Annotated in this window: 18 protein-coding genes and 1 riboswitch; of the genes, 1 reads left to right on the top strand and 17 read right to left on the bottom strand. The window is 50.3% G+C overall.

The window, feature by feature from the left end; genetic code table 11:
* Nucleotides 1-40: 40 nt before the first annotated feature.
* Together I8J30_RS13690 and I8J30_RS13685 are read right to left on the bottom strand one after the other, a co-directional pair.
* Entirely contained in the window at nt 41-829 is a 789-nt protein-coding gene (locus I8J30_RS13690) for a GNAT family N-acetyltransferase (protein WP_210655095.1), read from the bottom strand.
* 20 nt (nt 830-849) lie between these two features.
* Nucleotides 850-1,959, bottom strand: coding sequence for a winged helix DNA-binding domain-containing protein (locus I8J30_RS13685; RefSeq protein WP_210655097.1), 1,110 nt, complete (start codon nt 1,957-1,959; stop codon nt 850-852).
* Between the two features lie 180 nt (nt 1,960-2,139).
* Here I8J30_RS13685 and I8J30_RS13680 point away from each other — a divergent pair, with 180 nt between their 5' ends.
* The gene (locus tag I8J30_RS13680) at nt 2,140-3,432 is read left to right on the top strand and encodes a homocysteine synthase (protein WP_210655099.1); all 1,293 of its coding nucleotides are present in this window, start codon (nt 2,140-2,142) and stop codon (nt 3,430-3,432) included.
* Between the two features lie 256 nt (nt 3,433-3,688).
* On the opposite strand, the gene I8J30_RS13675 is transcribed toward I8J30_RS13680, so the two are convergent.
* The 15 genes from I8J30_RS13675 to I8J30_RS13605 all read right to left on the bottom strand — a co-directional run bounded on the left by I8J30_RS13675 (nt 3,689) and on the right by I8J30_RS13605 (nt 22,947).
* Complete coding sequence (locus tag I8J30_RS13675) at nt 3,689-4,600, bottom strand: exopolyphosphatase (RefSeq protein WP_210655100.1); 912 nt, start codon at nt 4,598-4,600, stop codon at nt 3,689-3,691.
* Between the two features lie 79 nt (nt 4,601-4,679).
* Nucleotides 4,680-5,780, bottom strand: coding sequence for a peptidylprolyl isomerase (locus I8J30_RS13670; RefSeq protein ID WP_210655102.1), 1,101 nt, complete (start codon nt 5,778-5,780; stop codon nt 4,680-4,682).
* A gap of 90 nt (nt 5,781-5,870) precedes the next feature.
* Nucleotides 5,871-10,337 carry an S-layer homology domain-containing protein gene (locus I8J30_RS13665; RefSeq protein WP_210655104.1) on the bottom strand — a complete coding sequence of 1,489 codons (4,467 nt, stop codon included), beginning with the start codon at nt 10,335-10,337 and terminating at the stop codon, nt 5,871-5,873.
* A 458-nt stretch (nt 10,338-10,795) separates the two neighbouring features.
* Nucleotides 10,796-11,908 carry a glycine oxidase ThiO gene (gene thiO / locus I8J30_RS13660; RefSeq protein WP_210655106.1) on the bottom strand — a complete coding sequence of 371 codons (1,113 nt, stop codon included), beginning with the start codon at nt 11,906-11,908 and terminating at the stop codon, nt 10,796-10,798.
* Nucleotides 11,909-11,950: 42 nt separating this feature from the next.
* The gene (locus tag I8J30_RS13655; RefSeq protein WP_210655108.1) at nt 11,951-12,730 is read right to left on the bottom strand and encodes a thiazole synthase; all 780 of its coding nucleotides are present in this window, start codon (nt 12,728-12,730) and stop codon (nt 11,951-11,953) included.
* An 8-nt stretch (nt 12,731-12,738) separates the two neighbouring features.
* Nucleotides 12,739-12,936 (bottom strand): sulfur carrier protein ThiS, encoded by a 198-nt coding sequence (gene thiS / locus I8J30_RS13650; RefSeq protein ID WP_210655110.1) that lies wholly within the window; start codon nt 12,934-12,936, stop codon nt 12,739-12,741.
* A gap of 10 nt (nt 12,937-12,946) precedes the next feature.
* Complete coding sequence (gene thiE, locus I8J30_RS13645; RefSeq protein WP_210655112.1) at nt 12,947-13,564, bottom strand: thiamine phosphate synthase; 618 nt, start codon at nt 13,562-13,564, stop codon at nt 12,947-12,949.
* 18 nt (nt 13,565-13,582) lie between these two features.
* Nucleotides 13,583-14,596, bottom strand: coding sequence for a ThiF family adenylyltransferase (locus tag I8J30_RS13640; protein WP_338044776.1), 1,014 nt, complete (start codon nt 14,594-14,596; stop codon nt 13,583-13,585).
* 18 nt (nt 14,597-14,614) lie between these two features.
* On the bottom strand, nt 14,615-15,619 hold the full coding sequence (locus I8J30_RS13635; RefSeq protein WP_210655113.1) for an ABC transporter substrate-binding protein: 1,005 nt from the start codon (nt 15,617-15,619) through the stop codon (nt 14,615-14,617).
* Between the two features lie 13 nt (nt 15,620-15,632).
* Nucleotides 15,633-16,385, bottom strand: coding sequence for an ABC transporter permease (locus I8J30_RS13630; protein ID WP_210655115.1), 753 nt, complete (start codon nt 16,383-16,385; stop codon nt 15,633-15,635).
* Nucleotides 16,382-17,200: an ABC transporter ATP-binding protein gene (locus I8J30_RS13625; RefSeq protein ID WP_240547744.1), complete on the bottom strand. Its 819-nt coding sequence runs from the start codon at nt 17,198-17,200 to the stop codon at nt 16,382-16,384. The genes I8J30_RS13630 and I8J30_RS13625 overlap by 4 nt, the downstream gene beginning before the upstream one ends.
* The gene (tenA, locus tag I8J30_RS13620; protein WP_210656033.1) at nt 17,197-17,874 is read right to left on the bottom strand and encodes a thiaminase II; all 678 of its coding nucleotides are present in this window, start codon (nt 17,872-17,874) and stop codon (nt 17,197-17,199) included. Before tenA ends, I8J30_RS13625 begins: the two co-directional genes overlap by 4 nt.
* A gap of 21 nt (nt 17,875-17,895) precedes the next feature.
* Nucleotides 17,896-19,188: an acetylornithine deacetylase gene (locus tag I8J30_RS13615; protein WP_210655119.1), complete on the bottom strand. Its 1,293-nt coding sequence runs from the start codon at nt 19,186-19,188 to the stop codon at nt 17,896-17,898.
* Between the two features lie 72 nt (nt 19,189-19,260).
* Nucleotides 19,261-19,371: riboswitch (TPP riboswitch) on the bottom strand.
* Nucleotides 19,372-19,419: 48 nt separating this feature from the next.
* Complete coding sequence (locus tag I8J30_RS13610) at nt 19,420-21,495, bottom strand: methyl-accepting chemotaxis protein (RefSeq protein WP_210655121.1); 2,076 nt, start codon at nt 21,493-21,495, stop codon at nt 19,420-19,422.
* 204 nt (nt 21,496-21,699) lie between these two features.
* Nucleotides 21,700-22,947: a Bcr/CflA family efflux MFS transporter gene (locus I8J30_RS13605; protein ID WP_210655123.1), complete on the bottom strand. Its 1,248-nt coding sequence runs from the start codon at nt 22,945-22,947 to the stop codon at nt 21,700-21,702.
* Between the last annotated feature and the right edge of the window lie 260 nt (nt 22,948-23,207).

Below are 23,207 nucleotides of genomic sequence, written 5' to 3'. Positions count from 1 at the left end.
CCATACACATGGACTTTTCCGCTGCTCGTACGTCAGTTGCTTATCCGGAGCGGCTGGGTGAAGTGACTTTGATATTCAGCAGTCTGGTCTTCGTGACCATCCCCGCGCTTTCCAATGTTAATTTAGAAGCTTCATTATAATACCAACAGCCGCATATAGGCGTTAAATTGTGCTCATAACACCATTTTTTCATGTGCAGTATGATGGTCCTCCCAATCCCCTGCTTCCGAAACAGCGCATTGGTCATCATCCCAATGCTGGCCACGCCTGCAATCAGTTTGGATTGCTCCATAACTCCGATGCCAAGCAGCAATGAACCTCGATAATAAGCGAATAGTTCCCCGTTATGGATACGCCGCTCATAGTGATCGAGAAAATCGCCGCAAACCTGCTCGATTTGCCGTAAATCGCCCGGTTCAGCGGGGCGGAAGGAATCATCCTCTGACCCCTGATTTTCCGAAAGCTCCGCCAGACTGTCTTGAAAGAAGTAAGCTTGTTTATTCAACTTGAAATCCTTATCTATAGCCAGACTTAAAAACAGTTCATCGCAGGTCGGAACGAATAGCGTTGTCAGCGAGTTCTCTTCGAGTACCCTGCTAAATAACGGCTGAGCATGCTTCCGGTAGGGACGGCTGATGTAGAACTGGGTGAGCGTTTCGTTATGATGAATCGCAAAGTAGCCGATGGCGGCTGTCCCTTCTTCAACGATGTAGAACGTCGATGCCAGAATATGCTCCTCCAGAAAGGAATCGAAAGGCGAAGACAGTTCAGCAATATAGGCTTCTACAAGATGTTGAATCTCACTGATTTGACATGGTCTCGTGATCATCCCAAGCAGCCCCTCTCTTCTTAAGTGGTAAATTGAATCTCCGCCGTTTGCTCCTCACCGGCCGCGAATTTCAACAAATGCCTTCCTTCTTCGGCCAGTTCGTCGGTTTCCCGTGAAGTGAGTTTCCTGAATGGTTCAATCGTTAAAACAGCTTTTCCGCGCCCTTGATTAAGATTCCATATGCCACTAACAAATCCATCAACAAGAATAACGGATCGGATGATGCCGTTCTTCGTGAACACTCGGTTACGGTAAGCATCGTCGATAATCCGTGTGCGATCGGCATGGGACAGCAGAATATTGTCAAACTCACCGAGATAACGCGGTGGAGACAAACACTCCGCATCGGGCCGCGGTGCATTCGGCAAGTCGAACAACTCATTTCCCATCTCGTCACGGAAGTTGACGAGCCCGGCTCGGAGCTTCTCGAACTCGCTGCGCAGCCCCGTTAAACCCGACCACATCTGCATGTCTTTCACGGATGCCGGGCCAAAGGCTGACAAATAGCGGAGAATCATCTCCTCTACCGACGGCTCCGGTGATAGAGATTGACCTAACCAAGCTTCTGCGGAAGTATGGATGGCTTGACCGCTTTCGCCCCAAACGCCGCGTGGCGGCAATTGAACCAGCGGCACGGCATTTCGGATGGCGGCCGCGAGGGCTTCGGGATCCTTGTCCGGCCACTTCTGGTTAAGTCGCTTGCCAAGCTCGTTTGCTGTCATCGGTTCCGCTTCGACTATTGCACGGCCTGCGTCAGCAAGCTCTTTCTCATCTATACCGACAAGACTTTTGCCAAAGCTGCCTTGAAGTCCTCGGGTAAGGACAGGTTGCAGCGCTGGACGCAGCTTCAATGCATCGCGAGCAGAAACCAAGTGCAAGGTCGAGCGCATCAGCGCCATGCGGACTGCTTGCCGTTCTTGAATCAGCCGGCTCAATTCTTCCTGCCGGAAACCTTCGAGCCGCGTCCACAAACCATAATAAGGGGAATGCGGAGCTTGAGCCTGCAAACCGATTAATTGCTCAACCGCATCCAATGCCGGCAGATCGACTCGTTTCAGCAGCTGCTGCCTGGCAAGCAGCGCACGGTTCAAAGCCCGTTTTCCAAGTACCGGAACCGTATCACTCTTCATGTCTCATCCCTCTTTTCAGCCATTGATCGTTTCGTTCGGTTCTTTGCAAACAACTTCTCTACGATTCGTCGATTTCCTCTTCCCTATTTTCATATCCTTTTGAGTCTGCCTGGATGGAAATTTCTATCAGACTATGAGAAACTAGTAGTGAAACCAGATTCGAGGAGGATGATTGTAGAAATGGCAGAAGAACGCAAATATTCCATAGAAACATTAGCTGTACACGCTGGCCAAGAGATTGATCCCGCGACCATGTCGCGTGCAGTACCGCTATACCAAACGACTTCATATGGGTTCCGCGATTCCGAGCATGCTTCAAATTTATTCTCGCTTCAAGAATTCGGCAATATCTACACGCGTATTATGAATCCAACAACAGATGTATTCGAGAAAAGAATTGCAGCGCTCGAAGGCGCGCCGGCAGCATTAGCCACTTCCTCAGGGATGGCAGCCATTACATACTCCATTCTGAATATTGCCGAAGCAGGAGATGAAATTGTCTCTGCAGCGAGTTTGTACGGCGGCACTTATAACTTATTTTCCACTACATTGCCGAAGCTTGGCATTAAAGTTCATTTCGTAGATCCAAGCAACCCGGACAATTTCCGCAGTGCCATTAATGAGCGAACAAAGGCCATCTTCGCTGAAACCATCGGCAATCCGAAGGGAGATGTGCTTGATATTGAAGCCGTAGCCTCCATTGCCCACGAGAACGGTCTTCCCCTGATTGTAGATAATACATTCCCAAGCCCCTACCTGCTTCGCCCGATCGAATACGGAGCTGATATTGTCGTTCATTCCGCAACCAAATTCATTGGCGGTCACGGCACTTCGATCGGCGGCATTATCGTAGATGGCGGTAAATTCGATTGGAAAGGAAGCGGTCGCTTCCCGGGCCTGACGGAACCGGATCCGAGCTATAATGGCGTTGTGTATACGGATGCTGTGGGACCGATCGCTTATATTATTAAAGCACGCGTGCAATTGCTGCGTGATATGGGAGCCGCAATATCGCCGTTTAATTCCTTTATGCTGCTGCAAGGCTTGGAAACGCTGCACTTGCGTATGGAGCGCCATTCCGCTAACGCACTGGCAACGGCGCAGTTTCTGGAAGCGCATGAGGCGGTAGAGTGGGTTAGCTATCCGGGCTTGCAAAGCCATGCGTCCTACGACAAAGCGCAAAAGTATCTGCCTAAGGGCCAAGGCGCTATTCTGACGTTCGGGATTAAAGGCGGTTTGAATGCGGGGAAGAAGGTAATCGAAAACGTGAAGCTGTTTTCCCACTTGGCGAACGTCGGCGATTCGAAGTCGCTTATTATTCACCCGGCAAGCACCACGCATGCGCAGCTTAAGGAAGAGGAGCAGATTGCGACCGGCGTTTCCCCGGGGATGATTCGCTTATCCATCGGTACGGAAGGCATCGCGGATATTCTTCATGATCTGGATCAAGCGATTAAAGCGAGCCAGCAATAATCGCTAAGCTTGCGAGTAATAGAATAGGGCATCGATCGCAATAGGATCGATGCCCTTTATTTTAACTATTTCAGCTTCGCCTCGAAGTTCATGCATGGCTTGCCGGATGAAGTGAGAACGGCAGCACTGGGCATCGCGGACGATTTGAACTTGAACGCTTTGCAGCCTCGGGGAAACTTCGGGTCCCAAGTAACATAATAATGGAGACATTGCATACAATTGATTCGCGTCGTTGAGGTGGTTATATCAATCCATCTCAATTAAATCGTTGAATAATAGCTTCGATGGCTTCATCCGCGGATTCGTACGATACTTGGCAAGTTCCGGCAGCTTCATGTCCGCCGCCGCCGAATTCTCTCATTAAGTATCCGACCTGAACGCCGCATGACCGATTCACGATGCTATGTCCGCAAGCGATCGCACAATTTTGTTTCTGGAACCCGTCCACAATCCACAGCGATACGTTCTGCTCGGGATGAAGAGCGTATACCAAGAAACGATTGCCCGGATAGATGGTTTCCACGCCTCTTAGATCGGTAATGATCGCATTTCCTTCTACACGCGTATGCGCGATAAGCATGTCACGGAACAACGCATCCAATTCAAAATACCGCTCCACACGTTGTCTCACATCTTCATCCTGCATAATCTCTTCCAGCGATTGTTCCAAGCAAAGCCCGACCAACTTCTCCATCAGCTGGTAGTTGCTTATACGGAAATCGCGATAACGTCCAAGCCCGGTCCGAGAGTCCATTATAAAGGAAAGTAAATCCCAGCCTTGCGGATTCAATATATCCTCTCTGCTAAACTTTGCGGCATCCGCCTTGTCTACGCCTTCCATGATGCTATCGAAGAATGGACCGAACTTGTCTCGTCCCCCATAGAAATCATAAACGACTCTCGCAGCGCTATCCGCGATTCTGATCTCGCCTTCGTATGTAAATCCCTCTTCTTGCGAACGCTTCAACTCGCTGGCATGATGATCGAACCATAAACCGCAGCCTTCTATAAAAGGAACATTCGTCAATATATCGTTACTCGTAATCTCGACCAAGCCGTCTTGCATATCTTTCGGATGGACGAACTTCATATCGTCGATCATGCCTAACTTTCTGAACAGAACCGCCGTAACCAATCCATCGAAATCCGATCTTGTGACTAACCTCATCCCGATCCCTCCATGTAGTAGGTCTATTAGCCTATCAATAGGACTATTATATCATACTGATAGTAGGAAGGCGTACAACCTATAACATTTCAAGCTTGCTATATACTTCTTTATCGATAACAACGGTGGCCTTCTTGACCAAATCGTCAACGTAAGAGGCAAACTTCTGTTCTTTTACGGCTTGTGCGATAGAATCATTGACTTCCTCCAGTTTATTGAATCCCTCTTCTGTTTTTTCGATACATTTAACCACATAATAAGCTTTGTTGTACTCGAAAACCCCGCTCACCTGTCCTACAGCTAAGCCAACGGCAGTTTCGGTAAATTCATGCGTTGCCGGCATATAATCGTCATGACTGGTCGTAGAATCAAAAATTTGTTCGCCGGATTCGATATGAATTGCGGAATTCTTGCCATACCGAGCGGATAAAGCTTGAACATGATCTCCGTCAGCGAGTTTAAGCTGTGCTTCTTCAGCCAGTTCCTTTGCAGCTGCCTTACTCTTATCATCTCCGGCTTTAAATAGGAAAGCTATTTTCTCTACCTTTACTTGATCTATCTTCTTATACTTGTTTTCACTGATGGCATGATCATAATAATGCTTGATCTCTTCCTCCGATACAGGATGTTGTTCATTTACTTCGTCCATTAACTTATGAGTCATGTCTGTAAACAATTTCGAGAAATAAACGTCTTCCGTATACTGCTCGGGACCGTAGATCACTTTCTTATTTTCGACAGCCGTTTTCCGTCTTGCATTTTCTGCATGAAGATCTTTGAGAAATTGGGAATAGCTGATATCCTTGACCAGTTCCTTTTCTTTGCCCGCGATTTGCTGCACTTTTATCGTGATACACTCATCCAAAGCAGCCTTTTTCAGCATTTCTCCGGGTATCTCGCCATCGTAACTGCTCGTCCAGAACCCTTTATCAGGTTCAACGTTGTGTTTCTTCTTAAAATACGCCAATATTTCAGAGCGATGCTTTACTAGTTTGGGCATGAACTCTTCCACGGTTATAGGCTCATCGTCTACAGTAGCGACAACACCGGACTTCCAATTTTCATCACTGCTTTTGCCTGCCAGTATAAAAGCCGTACAGCACACCGCAATAACTGCGACAAATAACCATAGATAGGTATTTTTGAAACGATTCCGTTTGTTTATAACACGCTTCCCCATGCCTAATTCCTCCTTTCAGGAGACGGCTCTTTGAGTACAAGAGCCATCTCTTGAATGAATGAGTATTCTATTATCGTTTCTGCAGTGACGTTACTTCGTTCTAGCAAACATGTTCCAAATGACAACGGCTGCTTGCGCTCTTGTTGCCACATCCCGCGGTGCGAAATTCCCATTGCCTACACCGTTGATGATCTTGGCTTGTTGAATCGCCGCTACCGCATTTACGGCGTATGCCGCGATTTCGGATTGATCGCGGAAGGAAGCTGCTTCTCCGTTCCCGTTAAAGCTTGCCTTTACCAGTAATCCGACGTTATAAAGCATGACGGCCATGTCCTGCCTCGAAATCTTATCATTAACGCCAAACGTACCGTCCGTTTTTCCTTGAACAATACCGAGTTGTTGTGCCGATGCGATTGCACTGGAATACCATGTATCCTTCTTCACATCGCTTAGCGAAGTTTTGGCGTTACTGTCGATCAAATCAAAGGCATTCATCAGCATCGTAATAAATGCTGCTCTTGTCAGCTGATCGTTGGGTTTAAAGCTGTCTCCCCCAACGCCATTAATAATGCCTCTTGCCGCCAATGCTTCGATGCTGTCTTGCGCCCAGGCTACGTTGGCAATGTCGTTAAAGCTGACTTCGTTAAAGGCAATTGCAAATTTGCTGAAATGCTTCGTACTGAACGTGACTTGACCGGTTGCGGAATCGAATTTGCCGCTTTTTACGATTTCCGGCTTGCCGTTATCATTCAGGTAATAAATGATGATTTGATGGGAGTCTTCTCCGGACTTCAACTTGTAGTTCAGCTTCACTGTTACGGCTTGATCCCCGAATTGGCTAATTTTCTTCCCGTCGATGCTGAGGTTGAAGTCGTAGACCGGATGGCTTCCAACCGCTTCTTTCGCTTCACCCGATAGTGCCGAGGAATCGACATTCGTAACGGAAAGCTGCACATTTCCGGAAGCTCCGTCTTGCTTCTTCAACAGTTCCGTCGGTATCGAAATCACGGCAAGTCCGGTATTGATATTGAACTGCTTAATCTTATTGACAAGAGCGGTTTGAACTGCATCGCCGGACAGATTAACGGTTACTTCTTTAGCCGATGCTGCTCCTTCAACGATAATTTCTACAATGGATTCTTTTGAATCAAGCAGAGCTGCCTGAATCTCGTTTGCCTTCACCTCGACGACAGCTTTGCCGTTACCGTCGGGGATGGCTGCAATCTTCACGGTCCCGGGGTGCGGGGACGGTGTCGTTGGCGGTGTCGTTGACGGTATCGTTGGCGGCGTTGGTCCGTCAAGCACGCTGATTTGTACATCTTCAGAAACGGTGCTTGTTCCATCGGTCACGTTAAACGTAACCGTGTATACGCCTGCTTGCGAATACGTAGGCGTCCAGCTGAATTTACGGGATGAAGCATTGAATTGAGCGCCTGCTGGCAGATTCTCCACACTGTAAGTCAATGGATTTTCATTCTTATCCGTTGCATGAATCGTGAACACCAGCGGGCTGTTTTCACGAATCGATTTGTCCCTCAACGGATAAAATTCAGGTTTGCTGTTTGCATCGATGACTTCAACGAGGGAGAAAGGAGCTTCCACGCCCCACCAAGGACCCGACCCATCTTCAAAGCTGGCGTTCTTGATGAGGTTCTCCCCGCCGGATGTTCCCAAGAAGACATCATCGATGAACATCGTACTGGATGCATCCGTCGTTTTGATACTGACATTAATAACAGTATCCGTTCCGGGATTAAAGTCGATGATTACTTCTTTCCATTCGTCGGTCGCGGTCAGGTCATACTCATAAAACTTAGCCCAATCTGCAGTGTATGCGAATTTAACTTTCCCGCTTCCTTTCACCCATGCCTTGAATTGCAAAGCGGTATTCGGCGTAACCGCTATATCATTGTATCCCATAGACTTCCAGGCACTTCCAGCCGAGTTTTTGTCGACTTTGATCGCGTAATCGCCGCTGTGAGCTTCGTTAGGTACCGTCGGCGGTGTTGTCGGCGGCGCTGTCGGTTCGCCTGCATTGGTATCCAAGCTTGTCATACGGAAATAATCGAAATCGGCAATGACGTTCGTTCCATTGCAGTTATACAGACCGATCCGTTTATTACCGGTGAAGTAAACGGTATAGCTTCCTATTTTGGTATAATCAGTACCGTCTTGCGAGTAGTACCCCGTATAGGTTGCGCCTCTCTTCTCCAGCTTCAGGTAATAGTCGGGGTTATCATCGTCGGAATCGTTGATATTCGTGTACGTACTGCTGTTCCATACGCCGTCTTGCTTATACCCAAACTGGAATTTCAGTTCGCCGTCATGTACCCGGTTGAGTTTAATGTGGTTTGCGCCATCGATATAAACCAATAGACCGGTCTGTTCCCAATCCGCCGTGGGGATTGCGGATATTTTGGTCTCGATCGTAAAATCGCCTTTAGGCGCCCATTGGAGCAAGACGTTTTTAGTAGAATCGACATCTCCTCCGCTGCTCGCGATATTCATTTTTCCCGGATTCGAGGACAGGCTCCATTTTAACGGATCTTCTGAAATCCACTTCCACCTTGCGTTTAAATCGGTGCTATCGAAATCATCATTCACTTGTTCCGCCGTTGTCGGCAGTTCAGGCTCCGGTTCCGGCGTCGGATCATCAGGATCTATAGGTGCAATAGTATGGTACAGAGAGAACACATTGCCTATTGTCCAGGGCCTTACGCCGTATTCAAAACTGTTGTTTTCGAGCAAATTCGGACCGTCGGCGACGCCCAGAAACGCATCGTCGAAGTACGCTGTTCCAGCCGCTCCTCCTGTCTCCGTCAGCGCATAAACCAGCGTCGCGGAATTTCCGCTATTAACGGGCAGCTGGACTTGCGTCCATTCGCTTGAAGCTTCAAAGGCTATTTGATCGATAACGGTATTTCCGTCTCCGACCGATAACGTATACCCGCCCGTGCCTTTCACCCAAACCTGTGCCTTGTACTCCTGATTTGGTTGTACACCTGAAAGGGTTTGCTTCATTTCGTTATTCGAAGCCGTGCCTGTGGAAACGGCTTTCACGGACCATCTTCCGGCGTGAATAGCCGGATCTACCGCATCAGGAATAATCAGCGGTTTGAGAGTTACGGTCACCGCTTCCGCTTTGGGACTGCCATACTCATGTGCCCCAATATCCGGAGCGCCATTATAGAGCGCATTGCCCCAGAAATCTCTGCCGCCGTTATCCGCAATGACTGTTCCCGCGTTGATATACGGAGAATCCGAGCTCAACTTGAATACGTCGGCGCCTTCCATGCCATCCGTAGGAACCGCCGGAATAGGGTCGGCAAATTTCGGATCCGCGGTTACGGCGTGCAAGTCTTCAACCGGCGCAATATTTCCCGTTCCAAAGTAGCCGTTATAGTCAAAAACGTTATTGGAATCGGAAGCCGATGGATAGGTCGAAGCTGCGTTCGCATAGAAAATATTGTTCTGGTAATAAATTTTAGCCGTTTCAGTAGCGAGCGACTTGATATGGATTCCTTCATCTTCGATGTTGTTGTAGAATACGTTATTGTAAATGTACGATCCTTCCGAACCCGCGTGATTGATCGATAAGGTCGTATTTTCGTTGACGTTGGTTTTATGGTCGTTGAAGCTCACGTTGTATCTCACGGTCGCACCTTTGTAGTTCTCCTGGGAATTGCCCATCACCAGCAGAAAACCGCCCGCGTTGTCATGGCTGTAATTGTACTGGAACGTAACTCTGTCAACCGTCGCGATGTCGGCGTCGAAAGCCTGCGAATCCCCGTCGTCGTTATCTTGCAACGGGTCATGATTCGTGTAGGCGACTTCGTTATTTTGGAAAACCGCGTTCTTGCTGAGCCATTCCCACATCGAAACGGTATATCCGTACCCTTCGAAGCCGCCGCCCTGATCGTAGGAAGTATTGTATTCGATCAAAGGAGAGTCGCAAAGGCCGACAACGATGTCTCCATTTCCGTTTCTTTCGAAGAAGTTATTTCTGATCACTACGTTTGTATAGAACGTACTCTCTTTGACAGCCGCATCTCCGTCGCTTTGAATGCCATGGCTTTCATTGTCGTAGATATGGCTGTCCGCGATAAGGAAGTCATCATAAGAGGAATTGCTTTTATACGCATTGAAGCCTATCGCGGCCGACCAAAAACGTAAGCTGCCTGCATAATTACCTTTCACATTGTGAATATCCAAACTCTCAAAGTGCAAACTCCTTAATGTTCGGCCTGTATCGTTTGACACAAAAATTCCGTAACGGTGATCATTTTCAGGCGCATCATTCGTAATTTCCAGATTTCGGATCGTCACGTATTCCGCATTATGTAAAAAGATCGTTTTCGGAACGCCGCCTCCCGCAATAATCGGTTTCGGACCTTCACCATATTTGTCGAATGTAATGCGGTTTGCACCATAACCGGAGTCATCTATGGTCAAGTGACCATTCCAACTGCCGCCTGCTTTGAACAAAATCTGATCTCCCGGCACAAAATCCGTGCCGTTTACCTTGTCTAACGTTTTCCAGGCCTGACCTTGACTCAATCCGCTATTGCTGTCATTTCCGTTAACTGAATCCACATAGTAAGTATTTAGAGACGATGCACCGGCTGCCACTGGATGTATACTTAGTAATGATGCAAACAGAGTAAGTATACAGAATAACTTGATGACCTTGTTAAACCTTACCATTTAACGATCTCTCCTTTTAATGGATAGTCGAGATGAAGAAATGTGAGCGATTTCATAACGGTGCACCATTTCTTCACCAGCCTATTTATCATATAGTTGATCACCGTATGTAAACTACGAAGCAGCATGACCCCATTAACGTTTATATGACGAAAAACAATGTAGTCGGATTTATACATGGATTCGAACGTTAGGCTCGCAATATCCCAGCAAAAGCAAAAAGGCAAGACTCCACAACTGAATGTGAAAGTCTTGCCTCATACGATCGATCAAATAAGTAAACGTACTGACTAATGATTGCTCTATTCCGTTTAGGAAAACCGCCCCGGTAAGAAAGCGTCATAATCTCCCGCCGCTTCCCGCTTCCCTTCGACCCAGTCCGCAGCCAGCTTGGCGGTTGCCGGACTGAGCAGAATGCCGTTGCGGTAATGCCCGACCGCAAACACGACGCGGTCCGTGCTGTCGATTGCACCGATCAGCGGGAATCCATCCTGCGTGGAAGGGCGCAATCCGGCCCAGCGATGAAACGGCTCCCGCTCGCCGAGAAAAGGGAAAACCTTCTTGTTCCATCTTGTAAGCCGCTCGATTCCCTTGGCCGTTACGGTAGTATCGAAGCCGGCAACATCCTCGGAAGCACCGCACACGACGGTCCCGTTTTCTTTTGCCACCAGATACCCCTGATTGCCGAAGACCATGTGCCGGACCGGCTTTGCTTCTACTTCATACGCACAAATTTGTCCGCGAATCGGATATACGGGAATTTGGATGCCGAATGTATCTGACAGCTCTTGCGCCCATACTCCTGAGCAAACCAGTAAGCGATCGCCATTGAAATAGCGTCCATCTGCTGATTGGATGCGTATCTCGCTCTCCCACTCATCAACGCTGACCCGCTGGAGATTCTCATGGATACATACCCCTAACACGCGGCAAGCTTGCTCCAATGCTTTGACATAATGAGGGGCATAGAGATGGCTCTCCTCCGGCGTATGCAGCGCAGCCCTTACATTCGTCGACAGATGGGGCTCCAGGCGAAGCAGCGCATCACCCTCGACTATACTGCCGGAAGAACCGTACTGACTCTGCCACAGCAATCTGCCTTCCAGTGCCAGCAAATCCGCATCATGATAAGCAATATAGAGACTGCCGGAGTTCGTGTATTCGAAGGTCTGCCCGGAAATCTCCTTCACGCCTGCTTGCCATTCGGGATACAGCTGCAGACTTTCTAAGCAAAACCGAAAAAAAGCATCGGAGCCTTCCACATTCTCGGAATATGGCGCCAGCATGCCGGCAGCAGCGCCGGATGCCTGACCTCCGCAGCGATTGATTTCCAGAACCGTGACCTGATGTCCCCGCTGCTGCAGCTCCAGTGCGCAGGATAACCCGATGACGCCGCCTCCCATGACCACAATGCTCTCTTTCATTTCCAACCCAACTCTCCCAAGCTCTCACTCGTTCCGGCTCGCTTATTTCAATTTATACGCATCCAACCCGCTGCTCGCCGACGCATACCGCTTCTTCTCAATTCTGCCCGATAGATAAGCAAGGCGGCCTGCTTCGATGCCCATTCTCATCGCTTGCGCCATGCCGACGGGATTTCTCGCTTTGGCAACAGGCGTGTTCATCAGTACAGCCGATACCCCTAGCTCCATCGCTTGCGTGACATCGCTCACCGAACCAAGGCCGGCATCCACGATGATCGGCACTTGCGCATCTTCAACGATCAGGCTTAGATGATAGGGATTCAGTATGCCAAGTCCGGTTCCGATCGGCGCTGCACCCGGCATAACGGCCGCTGCGCCCGCTTCTTCAAGTCTTTTGCACATAATCGGATCATCCGTGATATAAGGAAGCACCGTAAACCCTTCCTTGACGAGAATCTCGGTCGCTTTCAAGGTTTCGATCGGATCCGGCAGCAGCGTGCGCTCGTTCGCGCTAATTTCGACTTTAATCCAGTCGCTTAGGCCGGAAGCACGGGCCAATCGGGCAATACGAACCGCTTCATCCGCCGTCCTCGCACCGGACGTATTAGGAAGATAGATATATTCGCCATCCTGCAAATGCTGAAGGATGGAATCGTCCTCCGTTGATTCTAAGTTAATGCGGCGAATGGCAAAGGTCAGCACCTCGGCACCCGAAGCTTTGATCGCTTCCATTTGCACATAGGGATTAGGAAAAAGTCCTGTACCGATAAAGAAACGAGAAGATAATTCACGGCCGCCAATCTTGAACACATCCTGCTTCATTCGATCCGTCAACCTCCTCCGACAAAATGTACTAGCTCGATTCGCATGTCCGGACGAACGGTTGCGGTCTCCCATTGCGCGGCCGTAAGAACAGCCCCGTCCGCCTCAACCACGATCGGCTTGCCGGCTAACCCGTAATGGGCAATGACATCTTGGATCGTCCGAACTTCCAGCTCCTGTTTCTGTCCGTTAATTACAAGCACCATACGCTCACCCCTATTTATTCAGCTTCCCGAGGAACGCTTCGCAAGTCCCGCGCACATCGCTGCTCCCTACGATTCCGCTAACCACGCAGATACGCGTAGCTCCGGCAGCCAGTACTTCATCTACGTTGCCAAGTTTAATGCCGCCAATTGCGACAAAAGGAATGCGGATGTTGGCAGCGACATCGCGTACATACGATACGCCTACCGGATCAACGACATCGACTTTGGTCTTCGTAGCGAAGACGGGACCGACGCCGATATAATCCGCTCCGTCTCGTTCTGCCTGCAACGCTTCTTCTAGCTTGTGCGTCGAGATGCCGATGATTTTGTCGCCAACGATCCGTCTTGCTTCGTGCAGCGGCACATCATCTTGACCCAGATGAATGCCATCCGCGTCGACCTCCATCGCAACGTCGATGTGGTCGTTCACGATAAACGTAACGCCATGCTTCCGAGTCAGCTCCCTAAGCGCCTTCGCTTTCTGCAGCAGCTCCGGTTTACCGCTTGTTTTATCCCGCAGCTGAATGATATCCACGCCGCCGAGAATCGCTTCCTCCATGACTTCGATCATGTCCCTGCCCGGGTGGAACTGCTCGCCAGTAATCGCATATAAACGAAACTCTTTCATTCTACTATTCCCTCCCTATTAAGCTCCGATATAGCGGGCATACAAAATCTTGGCGCGAACCAAATCATCCGTTCCCTGCACAAATACACGTCCATCCGGGAAAAGCACCAGTCTCTCTCCCTCCGGCAGCTCCGCCCGAAGCAAATAAGCATTCACGCTCACCTGCACCACTGCAGGCTCTAGCCGCGCTCGCCATATCTCCAAATCGATTGGGCCATTCCCGGCCATTTGCACCGTTTCTCGTCCGCACAAGGAGATCGCCGAGTCTTGTTCCGCCCGATCCAGAGCGGGATATTGCTTTAACTGGCAGCATGGGCAGTTGTTTCGCGGCTCGCCAAGCTTCATATCGTAATAGTGATTCGCCCACAGATCGAAGGTCACCAGGCTGTTTCTGCGTTTGTCATGCGCGCCGACGAGAACCTTCATCGCTTCGACGGCTTGATAGGAAGCGACAATATCGACGACAGGCGCAATGACGCCGATCGTATCGCAGGTTTGCCCGCTGGCATCGGCGGATTGAATGAAGCAGCGCAGGCAAGGCGTGCTCCCCGGAACCAGAATCGCGCTCATCCCCCGCGAGCTGACCGCACCTCCATACGTAAACGGAATGCCTTTCTTGAAGCATGCATCATTGAGCAGAAATCTCGTTTGAAAATTATCCGTCCCATCGAGCACCAAATCGATTCCCACCAGGAGGGATTCCATATTATGAACGGTGACATCGGCCACGATCGCTTCGAGCCGGACATCGGAGTTGATTTTGCGCAATTTCTTCTCTGCCGCTATAACCTTGGGATATCCTTGCCGGACATCTTCCTCATCAAATAACATTTGCCGCTGCAAGTTGCTCTGCTCCACATAATCGCGGTCCACAAACCGCACCAAGCCCACGCCGGCTCTTACCATATGGTTAGCCAGCACGGTGCCCAGCGCGCCCATGCCAACAATTAAGACCGCGCTTTCCTTCAGCTTCTGCTGACCGGCTTCCCCGATAGGCGCAAACAGCATCTGCCTGGAATATCGTTCATTCACCTGTCCGACCCTCCTCGCCTACAAATTGCGGAATGCTTCTGCTGCCTTCACGTTCTTCGAGATCTGACCCTGCTCTGTCAGCCAAGTAATCACGTCGTTCCAGGATTGCTCAGACTGACTGGCAAACGGTTCTGTGCCCGCATCCATCAGCGGCAGCAAGATCGCTAAGCTTTGCTTCTCAACCGCAGCGTCCAGCGGAAACTCCTCGCTCTGTTCATCCAGCAACAGCTGCAGCGACTCATCCGGATGGCTCGCCGTATACGCCTGCCCTTTGGCAGCGGCCTCTATAAACTTCTTAATCGCGGCGCTCTTATTGTTCAGCCCTTCTTCGCTTGCCGTAAGTACCAGCTCGTAGTAATCCGGCACGCCGTATTTAGAAGGATCGAAGGCCGTCAGCTTCTCGCCTTCTTTCTCCAATAACAGCTTCTCATGATTCACATAACCGCCAATGATGGCATCAACCTTCTTCGTCGTCATCGCCGGGATCAGATCCCAGCCAACGTCGGTATACGACAGCTTCGATGGGTCGCCTCCGTCCGATTTCACCATCGTATTGACAATCGCTTCATCGAGGGGAATCGAAGGGTAACCGATTTTTTTGCCGACCAGATCCTTGGGACTGTTAATGCCTTCTGAATCCAGAACAAGCAGTTGATTAAGCGGATGACGAACGATTGCGCCGACAGACACAATCGGAATCCCTTCGGAACGTGAAATCGCCACCTGCATTTGATAGCTCAGTGCTAGATCCGCTTTCCCGGTCGCCACCAGCTTCAGCGCATCGTTGGTGTCCGCCGGCGTTTGCAGATTCACTTTCAAGCCTGCGTCTTTAAAATATCCCTGCTCTTGCGCCGCATACAGGAATGTATGCACCGCATTCGGATACCAATCGAGCAGTACCGTAATTTCCGTCTCCCCGTTAGCTTGCTTATTGGACCCGCAGCCTGCAACCACCAGCAAGACCAGTGCAAGAGCTGTCGTTTTCCATGTGCTTGTCGACCATTTACGTAGATTCACTGTCATTTCTCCTTTAACCTTAACTTCTGCGATGACCAAGGCATGCGCGCTCTAACCATTGAACCGCGAGGAACAAGATGATCCCCATAACCGACAGCAAAATCACGCCTGAGAACACCGCTTCACCGCGCAGCATATTGGATGCCCGCTTCGTGTACATCCCGAGGCCGTTCTCGCCTCCGAGCCATTCCCCAAGCGTAGCGCCACCGACACTGATCGCGGCTGCCATCTTCAGCCCCGTGAAGAATCCCGGAAGTGCAGACGGAATCTTCCATTTCGTAAGAAGATCGCGTTTGCGTGCCCCCATCGTTCGCATCAGCTCCCCGATATCGGGATCTGCCGAGCGAAGCCCATCCGCCGTATTCACAGCAAGCGGGAAGAAGGTGAACAGCACGACCACGGCAATCTTGCTCCAGATCTCATAGCCGAACCACATCACCATAATCGGCGATAAAGCGATGATCGGAATCGTCTGGGAACCGACAATAAGCGGGTAAACCGTCTTCTTCGCTAAGCCGGAGCTTTCAATCCAAGCGGCAGCCAGCGTTCCGAACAGCACCGAAATTCCTAATCCGAGCAGGGATTCTCCCAGGGTGACGCCAAAATGTTTCCCAAGCAGCTGTTTATTCTCCCACATGGAGACAAACACATCGGATAGCCTCGGAATGATGTAATGCGGGATGTTCATAACCCTGGTTCCGACTTCCCATAACACAGCCAGCAGCAGCACGAACAGAAGGACAGGTACATTAGCGATTAAACGTCGTTTCATGACCGGCCTCCTCCATTCGAGCCGCCGGCTCCAAAACCGATCCAATCCAGCAGCTGTCGCTTCAAGCCGATGAACGTCTCATCCAGCGCCGCCTCATAGCTGCGGGGGCGAGGCAGATTTACGTTCAGCTCACGAAGAGTCGTAATGGGCGATTGCGCAGCGACAAGTACCCGATCAGATAGGAGCAGCGCCTCGTCAACATCGTGCGTGATGAACAGAATCGTCTTGCGATGCTGCTCCCATACTTGCAGCAGCCACTCTTGCATGCTGATCCGCGTCATCGCATCCAAAGCGCTGAACGGTTCATCCAGCAGAAACAGCTCTCCACCGCCCAGAAGGGAACGCAGAAACGATACGCGCTGGCGCATGCCGCCGGATAGCTCATGCGGATATTTGCTTTCCGTTCCTTCAAGCCCCAGACCCGGCAGCAGCTCCAACACTTGGCGACGGGCTTCCCGCTTGGACGCTCCGCGCAGCTCCAAGCCAATTGCGGCATTATCCAGCACGGATCTCCATGAGAGAAGGCAGTCCTTTTGCGGCATATAGCCGATCTTCCCCAGCTTCGTTGCATCTCTCGCGGAGTTGCCCGCTTCACCTATCGCAATCGTGCCCGCTGTAGGAACAAGCAGACCGGACAACAGCCGGAATAGGGTTGTTTTGCCGATCCCGCTTGCTGCCAGAATGCTGACAAACTCGCCATGTTTAATATCGAAGCTCAAAGCTTCGAACAAGGGTGATTCTTGCGGAAAAGAGAAGCTAAGCCCGCGTACCGATAACGCGGCTTGCTGTTTTCCTGCTTCTACTGTTGTGCTCAAACCGGCCACTCCTCTTGCCGATAGGCCATATCCCAGAACAGATATTCAAGCTTGGAAGCCATGAGGAAACGCTCCTCCAGCTGCGCAAGCTCTCGTTCAGGAAGGCCTTCTGCCAAACGATCCATTAAACCAATGCACCAATTCGTCAGTGCCTCGAACTCCTCGGAGCCGTACATCAAGATCCACTCCCGATACAGCGGATGCTCCAACGCCCCCGGAATCTTCATGAACGTTGCCCCGATCTCCTGGTAACTCCACATGCAGGGGAGCAGCGCCGCTACGACTTCTGCGAGCGATCCCTGTTGAGCGACATCCAGCAAATATTTGGTGTACGCAACCGTAGTAGGCGCAGGATGCGTCTGCTCCAGCTCTTCTCTCGTCACGCCGAATCGCTCCGCGTAACCTCGGTGGAGCGCCATCTCGACATGCAGCGTGGAATGAAGCAATTCTGCGAACTTTACCATCGTTTCCATATCTCCGGCCTTCATGCTGCCGAACGCGAACAGCTTGGCGTAATCGATCAGATAGACATAATCTTGCTTCAAATAATAGATGAACCGCCGCGGATCAAGCGTCCCCTCCCGCAATTCCGTCAGAAAAGGATGCTGATGGCTCTTGGCCCAAATTTCATGCGCTGAATGGTACAGCCTATCACTAAATCGACTCACTGGTATTCCTCCATCCTCTTGCAGGTTCTATCCTTCATGGCTCGGCTTTCTCCGATTACACCAATCCGCAATGAAGCCGATCATGACTTTGACATAATCCACCAGTTCCTTCATATCTGTGCTTTCATTAACGGCATGCGCATGCTCAAGCTCGCCGGGACCGTAGATGACCGTCGGTATGCCTGCCCGCCCCAGCCAGCCTGCATCCGTTACGGATGGACTCATGCCCAACTGCGGTTCGGCACCTAGCATTTGCTGGTGGTTGGCGGACAATGCCTTCAGCCCCTCGCTCTCCCTGTCCAGCTTCAGAGAAGGAAAGACTTCGCCGCGCTCCTCGATCATCGACCTCCCTCCCCATCGGAAAACAGGCGGATTGTTCCGCAGCCAAGGATCGGCTTGCGCAATGGCGAGCAAATGCTCCTCGATCTCGGCAGCAACCGTTTCATAATCCTCATCGGGATAGAAATGCACCGTGATCCACAACGCGCATTTATCTGCAATAAAGGCCGCGTGGCGACCCCCTTCAATAACTGCGGGATTGATCGTATTCGAACCGGCCGGAAAACCGGGGTAAGATTTGGTCACTGCCCAGTAGCGCTCCAGCTCCTGAAGCCCTGTAATCAGTTTGGCCATCTTCTCGATCGCGCTGGCCCCTTGAATGCCGCCGCCGGCATGGATCATTCGCGCTCGCATGCCATCGTGATAGGTAACCGGACTTTGAATCGTCACCCAGCCGGTGATGACCCCGCCTTGTCCTTGTATTGCCATTCCGCTTGTATCCGCCACAACGGCGAAATCCGCCTTATAACCGCGTTCCATGCAAGCGCGCGTCCCCGCTTCACCGGCCTCTTCTCCGATAACCGAATGGAACAGCAGATCGCCTCTTAGCTCTACGCCCGCCTCGGTTAGCAGTTTCACGGCGAATAGCAGCGCGGCCAGCCCGCCTTTCATATCCGCTGTTCCCCTGCCGTAGGCTCTACCCTCTTTCAGGGTTAGCCGAAAAGGAGTCTCTTCCCACTCGCTGCTATCTCCAACCTCGGCTACGTCCATATGACCGTTCAGCAGCAGACTTTGATGCGTCTCCCGCTGCGTGCCGTATTTGATCGCAGTCACGTTAGGATCGCCGGGATAAACCTCCCACAACTCCGTCTCGAAACCATTCGTTCGGAGATATTCCGCCAAGAACTGCTGTGCCTTTAACGTGTTTCGCGCAGGCGGGCTGACGGTCGGGAAAGCGATCAATTCCGCCAGCAGCGCAAACAGTTCATCCTGTCGTTCCTCTACCTGTTGCTGCACACGTGAAATAAAGGAATCTTCCAATACCTATCTTCTCCTTTCCGTAGGAAAGCAGGCACGAACAACAGAAAAAAACCATCCGAGAATATACGAATGGTTTGAATTCGATACGTTCTCTACGCCAGCATTACCTGGTTCAGATTAACGGTCAGGGAAATAACGTTCCCTATCTCAGCCAGACTCCATCCAGCACCCGTACTTTCAATATGAAATTATCCTCACTATAGCTTATTAAGCTGCAATTGACAACAAAAGTTAAACTTTAGACGATTCGTTCACGTGAAATCTCTTTACGAGATCATTCAACGTCACACACAATGCATTGAGCGCATCCGCCTCTTCCACGACTTTCCCGAAGCCCTTCACCTGCTCTGCCATCGTTTCCGATACCTGCTCGGAGGATGCCGCGCTCTCTTCGGAGATGGACGACATCTCATGAACCTCGCCGGCTAATTGATTGGAATCTCCGGATACTTCGGTGATGAACGCGCCGTTCGTTTGAAGGATATCGGTAATTTGGTTGATCGTGCCCGACAGCATTCCGAATGCCTGGCTTAGCTGGTGAACGGCCTCGGATTGCTCCAGCGATCTCTCCTTCACTTGCTTCATGGCACCGACCGTATGGTTGGCATCCGACTGCACATTCAGGATGATTTCGCTAATGTCTTCCGTCGATTTCCGCGACTGCTCCGCCAGCTTCCTAATCTCGCTCGCCACGACAGCGAAACCTTTCCCGGCTTCTCCCGCTCTCGATGATTCAATGGATGCATTCAGCGCCAGCAAATTGGTCTGAGTCGCGATATGGGTGAGCTGCTCGATGATCGTGCTGATGTTTTGCGTTTTGTCATTTAGATTGAAAATTTCCCGCTCGATATTGTTAATCGCCGATCCGTTATCTTGATTGATCGCATTCAGATCATGCATGAGCGACATTCCGTTCTCGTTGCTGACCTGCATGCCGTCCACGACTTGAAGAATGACATGCGTATTGTCATATAGCTGCTTAAATTTATTCGATAGATTCGCGGATATTTCGGAGCTCTTCTCAATCGAATACGATTGCATCTTATTGCCTTGGGCAATCTCGTGCAAGGAAGCCGAAACTTCCTCTGAAGATGCCGTTACCTCCTCCGCTACGGAAGCAAGAGAACGAGACGAAGAATGAATATGACCGGATACCGTGCGAATGTTTCTCGTGAGGTTCTCCAGCTCTTCCACCATACGATTGAAATTCGATCCAATCTCACCGATTTCGTCCTTGCCGAGGATGGATGTGCGAATCGTGAAGTCGCCTTCCTTGACCCGTCTCATATCGAGAATAAGCGTCTTCAGCGGCTTCGAAATTCTTCTGCCCATCAAGTATGCAACTAGTGCGGCTAGGAGCACGACGCCGATTAATACGATCATAATACGCTTCCTGAGCGTGAACACATCACGATAAATATCGCTTTTCGAAGAATCAATCAGCAGCGTTTGCCCGTTGGACAGCTTTGCATAAGAGATCATCTTGTCTTCGTTGTTTTCTTGCACCGTCGTGACTCCAAGTTCTTGCTTCTTGATCTGTTCCGCTAAATTCGCATGAATCTTCGCCAAATTATCGGTTTGCTTCAATTGCGGATGAATGAGGAAATCAAGATTCGCATTAAGCAACGCGCCATAGCTATTCGCATAAGGCTTGATGCTGCTGACGATATCTGTAAATAAGTTAAAGTTAATATCCATGCCTACGATACCGATGGACTCGCCTTCTTTGAAGATCGGTACGACATAGCTGATCATTTTGACGTTGATGTTCTCGTTCATATAAGGATCAAGCCACACCGGTTTGCCAGCGTTCACCGGGATATAATACCATCCCACATGAGCGAGATCAGTCGGATCATACTGACTGAAATCCGTAGGCGTCAATTGTTCGATCTTGCCATCGCCGTCCGAATCCGCATGGAACAGTCCCGATGTAGGAGCGGTGAAATCCGGATTGAACCGGATATAGAACGCCATGGCGCCTTCGGTATTTTGCGAGAATTGTTCGGCCAAGGGTCTAATTTTCTCTTGAAGATCCTTCACGTAACCAGCGTCTGTCTTAAATTTCTGTACATCATCCAGCATCGAGATGGCCGAGACAGCAAGTCCGTTCACCGACTGCTCGATCGCCTCAATCGTAAGATTCAAGCTCTTCGCATTGGAATCGACGTTCAGCTTGGCCGCCTCGTCGGAGGAATGCTTCAGCATTTGATTGGCTGTATTGATTCCTATTAATCCAACAACTAGTACTGCGACAACCGAGCACATAATAATGGCAATCATAATCTTTGTTTTGACGGTTTTCATCTAGGATGCCCCTTCTTGTTCATCGATGTATAATCTCGCAAACATAATAAAAAACCTCTTAATAAATAAGAGGTTTAGTAAACACGAATGTTTGTCTGTCTATTATACTAAAATATGGATGTCAAACAAGACTAAATCCCTGAAATTCGAGTAAAAATTGCAAAATAATGTATACACCAGCAGCAAACTACTCAGCTTAGCCAGCTACTCGCAAAGCTGTTCACTTCCGTTTACCCCCATGCTGCTAACGTGAGCTGCTGTACGCGGGCTCCTTCTTACCAGAAAGTAATAAGCCAGCAACGCGGTGAGGCTCGTCAATAATATAATGACGCCTAGCGGAACGGCGGTGTCTTCTCCTGCAATACCGACAAGCGGGGAGACAACTGCTCCAAGTAAGAAGGGAACAACGCCAAGCAGCGCAGCCGCACTGCCCGCCATATGCCCCTGGCTCTCCATCGCAAGCGGGAATGCTGCCGTTGATGTGATGCCAATAGCCGCTACGAAGATAAACAGCGGAATTACCAGCGCGACGAGCGGTCCATGGACGATGCCGACAATTAAGACGGTGACGCTTGCCAGTAAGGCAAGCCCAAGGCCGAATAACAGAAAGGCCTGTTCGGATACGCGATGCGACATCCGTCCAACCAGCTGGGATCCCATGATTAAGCTAATGCCGTTCGATGCAAATAATAGAGCGAATACGGTCGGCGAGACCCCATAGATATTTTGATAAATAAATGGCGTACCCGAAACATAGGCGAAAACCCCTGCAATCATGATGCCCTGTGCAAGCATATAGCCGAGAAACTGGCGATCTTGCAGGAGCGATCCATAGTTCCGCAACTGCTCCATGAAATTGCTGGGCCTGCGAAGATCAGATGGCAGCGTCTCCTGCAGCCCCCATTTAGTCATGATTAATAGATAGATTCCCAGTAGTGCCAGTGCAATAAATACCCCGATCCACGTCGTGAAAGAAAGAACACCGCTGCCGGAAACCGGTGCCACGAGCGGACCTAAATTACCGACCAGCAAGAGCATCGAGAAAAACTTCGTAAGTTCATGACCGCTGTACAGGTCGCGTGCAATCGCACGGGATATAACAATGCCAGCCGCTGCGGCGAACCCTTGCACGAACCGGAATGCGATCAACAATCCGATAGTAGGCGAGATTGCGCAAGCTAACGAAGCGGCAACATAAGCAGCCATAGCGATCAGCAGGGGATTACGTCTGCCATATACATCGCTGAGCGAACCCATGACCAGTTGGCCGATGCCGAGTCCGAGTAAACAAGCGGTTAAGCTGAGTTGTACCAGTGAAGCTGTCGTATCGAATTGCTTCACAATTTCCGGGAAAGCAGGTAAATACATATCGATCGTAAAAGGCCCGAGTGTCGAGAATATACCGAGCAGCATCGCTAATCTAAACACGTTCCGACTGTTCTTGTTCGTCATAATCAAGCAAATCTCCTATTCTTCTATCCAAATCCAAGACTCTTATTGGCTCGATTCCGAGCTGAGAGTCTGTTTCTCATCCTATCACAACTGTACGGATGCCGACAACAAACGCAGGCACACAAAATAAGCCAACCCGTGATCACGGGTTGGCTTACTCCAGGACTGGCACCTTGCATTTTGCATGCGGTGACACTCTAACGAACCGCAGAGGCGTTATTCGGCTGAATTTCGGTGCTTCGAGATTCTAACGAATCGTA

Source organism: Paenibacillus lignilyticus (assembly GCF_017942085.1).
Lineage (GTDB): Bacteria > Bacillota > Bacilli > Paenibacillales > Paenibacillaceae > Paenibacillus_Z > Paenibacillus_Z lignilyticus.
This window is presented reverse-complemented; position numbering and strand designations above follow the sequence as displayed.